The sequence below is a fragment of the Holdemania sp. genome (assembly GCF_986127675.1).
In genome coordinates, this window is the sequence record NZ_CFQZWI010000023.1 from 26,458 (window position 1) to 32,800 (window position 6,343).

5 protein-coding genes are annotated in these 6,343 nt (G+C 50.4%); all 5 read left to right on the plus strand.

Features of this window, described 5'->3' with window-relative positions; translation table 11 throughout:
• Positions 1-19 precede the first annotated feature (19 nt).
• On the plus strand, positions 20-754 hold the full coding sequence (locus AC5OW4_RS05610; protein WP_072684750.1) for a class I SAM-dependent methyltransferase: 735 nt from the start codon (positions 20-22) through the stop codon (positions 752-754).
• 99 nt (positions 755-853) lie between these two features.
• Positions 854-1,513: a response regulator transcription factor gene (locus AC5OW4_RS05615; protein ID WP_072684751.1), complete on the plus strand. Its 660-nt coding sequence runs from the start codon at positions 854-856 to the stop codon at positions 1,511-1,513.
• Positions 1,514-2,935: a sensor histidine kinase gene (locus AC5OW4_RS05620; protein ID WP_072684752.1), complete on the plus strand. Its 1,422-nt coding sequence runs from the start codon at positions 1,514-1,516 to the stop codon at positions 2,933-2,935.
• Positions 2,916-4,073, plus strand: a complete 1,158-nt coding sequence (locus AC5OW4_RS05625; RefSeq protein ID WP_072684753.1) for a hypothetical protein — start codon at positions 2,916-2,918, stop codon at positions 4,071-4,073. Before AC5OW4_RS05620 ends, AC5OW4_RS05625 begins: the two co-directional genes overlap by 20 nt.
• A gap of 327 nt (positions 4,074-4,400) precedes the next feature.
• Positions 4,401-6,343: glycerophosphodiester phosphodiesterase family protein (locus tag AC5OW4_RS05630; RefSeq protein WP_493676749.1), on the plus strand; the 1,943-nt coding region annotated here is incomplete at its 3' end.

Here is a 6,343-nt window from a genome sequence, read left to right on the forward strand (position 1 = left end):
AAAGAAAGAAGGTATTCCTATGAAAGAGAATCGTTATGATGATCCGGATTTTTTTGAAAAATACAGCCGTATGAGCCGTTCGGAAAAAGGACTGGCGGGCGCCGGGGAATGGCCGGTGCTGCAGGCGATGCTGCCGGATTTCACTTTGAAGCAGGTATTGGATCTGGGCTGCGGTTATGGCTGGCATTGCCGGTACGCGATGGAAAACGGCGCGTCTTCCGTGCTGGGTATTGATCTGTCGGAAAAAATGCTGAATCAGGCGCGAAAAGTGAATCAGCTGGAGGGGATCGAATATCAACAATGTGCACTGGAGGATTATGCTTATCCTGCGGAAATGTTTGACGTCGTCATCAGCTCGCTGACGCTGCATTACATTGAGAATCTGACAGCTTTGTTCCAAAAAGTCGCCCAGACGCTGCGGCGGGGTGGGGAATTCATCTTTTCGATGGAGCATCCGGTCTTTACCGCGGAAGGCAGCCAGCAGTGGCTGGATCAGACTTCTGCCGGCAATCCAGTGTGGCCGGTAACCCGCTACTTTCTGGATGGCCGCCGGGATTCGATCTTTTTAGGTGCAGCGGTTGTGAAATACCATCATTCGCTGACGACGATCGTGCAGGCGCTGCTCGTGAATGACTTTGAACTGGAGGATATTCGGGAGCCTCAGCCGACAGCAGCGCTGATCCGTGAAGTTCCGAAGATGGAGGAAGAATTGCATCGTCCGATGATGATTATTTTCAAAGCGAAGAAACGGTAACCGCCGCCTTCGTTTTCTTTTTTAATCCTGATTCCTGTTCGGGGTTTCATGGATTTCCCAGCTTAAATTTGATACAATGGAAACGTGGGGTGAGACGCAGTGAAGAAAGTAATAGCGATTGTAGAAGATGAAAAAGATCTCAATGAACTGGTCAAGCGGTATCTGGAAAAGGAAGGCTATGAAGTCCGATCTTATTTGACTTACGAGGAAGCTTCCGCCCATACCTCGGACGACGACGTACATTGCTGGATCCTGGATATTATGCTCGATGATAAAAGCGGTTTTGATCTGATTGAAGAAATCCGGATGCAGTCTCCGGAGGTGCCGGTCGTATTCATGTCGGCGCGCGATAAAGAATTTGACCGGATTATCGGTCTGGAAAAAGGCAGCGACGATTACATCACCAAGCCATTCTCGCCGAAGGAACTTGTGCTGCGCATTAACAACATCATGAAGCGGACGTATAAGGAAGATGCCAACCGGATTGTGATTGATGGGTATGAAATTGACGAAGCGCAGCGGCTGGTATTTGAGAAGGGCCGGGAGCTGGATTTGACGACCAAGGAATTCGACCTGTTGATGCTGTTTGTAAAAAACAAAGGCACCGCCTTTTTGCGGGAACAGATTCTTGAACAGGTGTGGGATGTGAACTATTTCGGTTCCGATCGGGTTGTGGACGACACGCTGCGGCGGCTGCGCAAGAAGATGCCGAATCTGAGTATCCATACGATCTACGGCTTCGGCTACCGGCTCGGATAAATGAAGCGCCTGCGCATTTGGCTCAAGGAGCTGTCGCTGTCTCAGCAGCTGCTGACGCTGATCTTTCTGGTCGTTACCGTCTTCACCGTATTCTTCTTCGTCTATCTGTCGGAGAGCGTGAATGAATTTGTTGAAAAACAGATGTACAGCATGCTGCACCGCGCCCAGAACAATATCGCCTTCAACTATTCGATGGATATGGACATCGAAGAAATCGCTGAAAATACCGATCCCAGCATCATCCATTTATTTTATGATAAGGAAACCCGCCAATTTTCCAAAATTGGGACAATGACGTTGGATCCGCAGCTGACCTCTCATCTGCTGGAAGAAGCTGACGGTTTAGCTCAGGAGGTGGCGGACCGCGCCTATGTGCAGGACCGCAAGACGTATTTCTATTCATTGGCGAGACTGGATTCTCATACAATTTTAATCTCACTGATGAGCGACAGCTACCGCAGCGATTTTAAAAACATGCTGCTCAACAGCGTGATCAATCTCAACGTGCTCGTTGTGTCGCTGTTGTTTGTCTGCCTGATGTTGTGGATCAGTTCCTTGATCCATCCGCTGAATCAGATCCGCAATTATATCGAAAAGGTCAGCCGCGGCGAAGACGCCGAGCTGCATATCGAGCGCCGTGATGAGATCGGCCAGGTGGCCCAGGCGTTAGTTGCGATGAAGGATGAGCTGGATAAACAGGAGAAAATCAAGGAAGAAATGATCCAGAATATATCGCATGATCTGAAAACGCCGATCGCGACGATCAAGTCGTACGGCGAAAGCATCAAAGACGGAATTTATCCGTATGAGACGCTGGAAAAGAGCGTCGACGTTATCATCGAGCACGCTGACCGTCTGGAAAAAAAGGTTTACAGCCTGATCATGCTGAACAAGCTGGGTTACCTGACTGACGATGGCATGGCCGGGGATACGCTGGACATGAGTTCGGTGATCAACAAAGCGATTTTGTCTTTAAAAGTCATCCGGCCGGAGCTGGCGATCACAACCCATCTGGAAAAGATTTATTTCCATGGCGAGGAGGATCCGTGGCGGGTTGTCGTCGAGAATCTGCTGGATAACTCTATTCGTTATGCTACCCATGAGATTGTCATTACCTTAAATGAAAAAGAACTGACAGTCGCTAACGACGGACCGTTAATGAGCGAGGAACGGCTGAACAAGCTGTTTAAACCGTATGAAAAAGGAACGGATGGCAAATTCGGCCTTGGCTTGTCGATCGTCTACCGCGTCTGCACGACCTACGGATATCGGGCAGAGGCAGAGAATCTCAACAATGGCGTTATCTTTAGAATCTCCCGACCAGGCGGACTGAAACGTGAAAAGCCGCGGAAGCTGGAAGGGAAATTCAAGGGAAAAAAGGAGAAAATCCGGGAGGAAAAGAATGAAAATTCAAACAGTTAAACTCAACATCAATCCCCGCGAGCCGATCCGGGCGGCGGGCTTTGCGCAGCAGGTCGCACCTTTGGATACCGTGCGCGATCCATTGTTTGCGCGCGTCCTTGTGCTGGAACAAAACGGCTGCCGCTATGTGCATGCCGCATTGGACTCGCTGCAGGCGCCGATTGCGTTAGTCAATGAGGTTCGCGAACGTCTCGAACAAGCCTGGGGATTACCGACCCATGTGATCATCAGCGGAACGCACACCCATTTTGCACCGGATATGCGCGTGGAAAGCTATCGCAATCAGGTCCGCGATCAGTTGTGCGAAGCCTTGATTCCCTTGACGCTGCGGGAAGCGGAGCTGACATGCAGCTATGTGAGGGAGCCGTTTACCGAAGTCGGCCAGAGCCGGATCAGTCACTGGACAACTGATCAGATTTTTGCGCATGCGCTGTGTTTCTATGAAGGGGACAGACGGATTGCTTCCTTGCTGATCTATAACTGCCATCCTACTTCATTAAATGGGGACACGCCGTTTTTCACCTCGGAATATCCCGGTTATGCGATGCGTCAGCTGGACGCGAAGTATCCGGGCGAGTTCTTCTCCTTCTTACAATCTGCGGCCGGCGACGTCAGCACCCGCTTTACCCGGAAGGAACAGACCCCGGCCCAGATGGAACAATTCGGCGCGGTTATGGCGGAAGAGTTTGAGCGGCTGTTAGCCCGGCCCGCTGAGAAATACCCGGTGGAACTGGATTATGCCGAGCGTGTCGTTGAGCTGAAGCATGAGCTGAAAGATCCGGCAGATCTGGTGATTCCGGATTATTACAGCGAGCGGGAGCGGATTACGCTGCAGTATGGCATTGAACGGAGTAAGGAGAACCTGGCTCATCCGGAGAAACTGCGGCATCAGACGACATTCACAGCGTTGAAAATCGGCCCGTTCCGGTTGATCTTCAGTGAATTTGAGCTGTTCAGCGAGTACAATACCGCGACCCTTCCTGGCCGCAGCGCCCTGATCTGTTATTCCCAGGGGTACAGTCACTATGTCGCGGGTCCATCGTTTGACGGCATGACCTATGAATCACTGCAGGATACGCTGAGCGCAGATACCCGCCGCGCGTTTTTGGACGTAATCCGTCAGCTTTCAGAAAATTAATCAATTCAAAACTTGGATCCGGGTATGACATTGGGAGCGCACCGCAAAAATCAGGATTCAGAAAACAGTCATCCAGGAGTGAGGGGCTTCAGGGTGAGCGATATGATTTCCGATTTGATCACAGTGCTCAATTAAGCCGAGAACGTCAGTTTTTAAACAAACTGGCGTTTTTGTTTTTATTTCGATCCAATCGAAACTTGATGCCCCACTTCTATATTAACTTTGTCCTGTCGCATCAAGGAAGCTGCCGATTGCAAATTTCAGGTAAACAGGAAAGGGGTGGGAAATTTCGTGGTATAATAAAACGGTTTAAAGGAGAATATGACCATGCGTAAGAAGGGAAAATGGTTGGGAAAACTCGTGCAATTTGAACTTTTGTATCGGGTTTGTTTATATTTGTTCGTCAACCCGCTGCTCAGTCAGCTGCTGCGGTTATATTTAAGCCGGGCGCGGTCGGGAATGACGTTTAATTCAGATATTATCTTGCGTTTTTTATCCTTGCCGGGGATTTTATTAGCTTTATTTTACATGCTTGTGGGTACCGGGCTGATTGTTTTTGAATTCAGCGTGATCCTGCATTTAATCGATAAAGGCCAGCGGAATGAAGAACTGTCGATCCGCGAAGCCTGCCGTCAGTCGCTGTTTTCATTGAAAGGAATCCGCAGCTTTCAATTACCGTTGTGCACACTGTATTACGCTTTATTTTTGCCAGCCGTGCACCTGGTATATATCAATGCGCTGATTCCGCGGCTGCGGGTGCCGGAATTTGTGATTGGTGAATTGCGAATGACAGCTTCCGGCCGCCTGTTGATCGGCGCTTTCTGGCTCTGTCTGTACGGCCTCGGGATTTTCTTCCTGTTTGTCCCAATCTTGATGATCTATCGCCGCTTAAAGCTGAGTCAGGCTGTGCAGGAGAACATCAGATTGTGGAAACATCTGACGATCAGAGAACGGGGACAACTGGCAGTGGGGTGTGGTCTGTGGTTTCTGGCAGAGTACCTTGTCGTTGATTTCCTGCCGAAAGCGTTGCTGATCAACTCTGATTTTAACCGGTACTTTTTAAAAAATCTGATTTTATCGCCGACATTCCGGCATTATCTGCTGCAATCGGTTCTGATTCAGCTGGCGTTCTTTTTGATGAGCTTAAGTTTTTTCTATTCTTTAGTCCGCATGGTGCGCAGGCTTGGCGTGGAGATGATCGAAGAAGAGCCGGAAAGCGAGAATGTGGAAAAACTGAATGAGGCGGTATCCCGGGTGCGCGGGGTCACTGCGGCAGGCATACGGAAAGTGAAGTCCCATGCCGGTCTGCCACGTTGGCTGCGCCGGCATCCGTGGATCTGCGGGCTGCCGCTGATTCTTGTTTTCTGCTTTGGTCTCTTCGAAATCTTCCCTGATTTTATAACGTTCCTGCTGCCGATCAGCCTGGTTGTCAGCGCGCTGTATCTTTTGGGAGCGCTGGCGACGAAGCTGCGCCCGCAGTCGGCGGGGAAACTGAATTGGGTTTATGTCAGAGTCCATAGTTGGCTGAGCCGGCGGCGGGTCTATCAGCGACATCCCTGGATGGTGCGGGTTCTGCTGCTCTTGATGGTCATGTACAGTGCCGATCTCTATCTGCGGCCGCTGTCGCGTGAACATCAGCCGTGGGCGATCGGACATCGCGGATCAGCTTATGCGATTGAAAATACGATTGAAGCTGTGCGGCAGGCAGCGATCGCGCATGCCGATTATGCTGAAATTGACGTTCAGCTCAGTGCCGACGGCATCCCTGTCGTTTATCACGATCCCACTTTGACGCGGTTGAGCGGTGTAAATAAAAAAGTAGAAGAGCTGACGGCGGAGCAGCTGCAGTCGCTGACGCTTCATTCAGAAGGTCAGTATATCAAAGGAAAAATTCCAACACTGAGGCAGATGATTCAGACGATGAAGACCTGGGAAGGGGAAACCGGTCTGCTGATCGAACTGAAACCGGTTAACGGCAATCAGACGAAACTGGTTGAAAAAGTAATTGAAGTGGTGGAAAGCGAGAATTTTGCGGCACGTTCCATCTTCATGTCGCTGGATTATGAAGCCGTACAAAGCTTACAGCGCCAGCGGCCGCAGTGGTGGATTGGGTATTGCGTGTATGGAACAGCCGGAGAGATGGATTATCGAATCTGGAATTGGAATATCGACTTTCTGGCGGTTGAGGAAAGTCAGATTTCCGTCAGCTTTCTGGAACAGGCCGGCCGCGCCTGGATGCCGATCAGATCGGAAGAGCGTCGTGTAGGGAA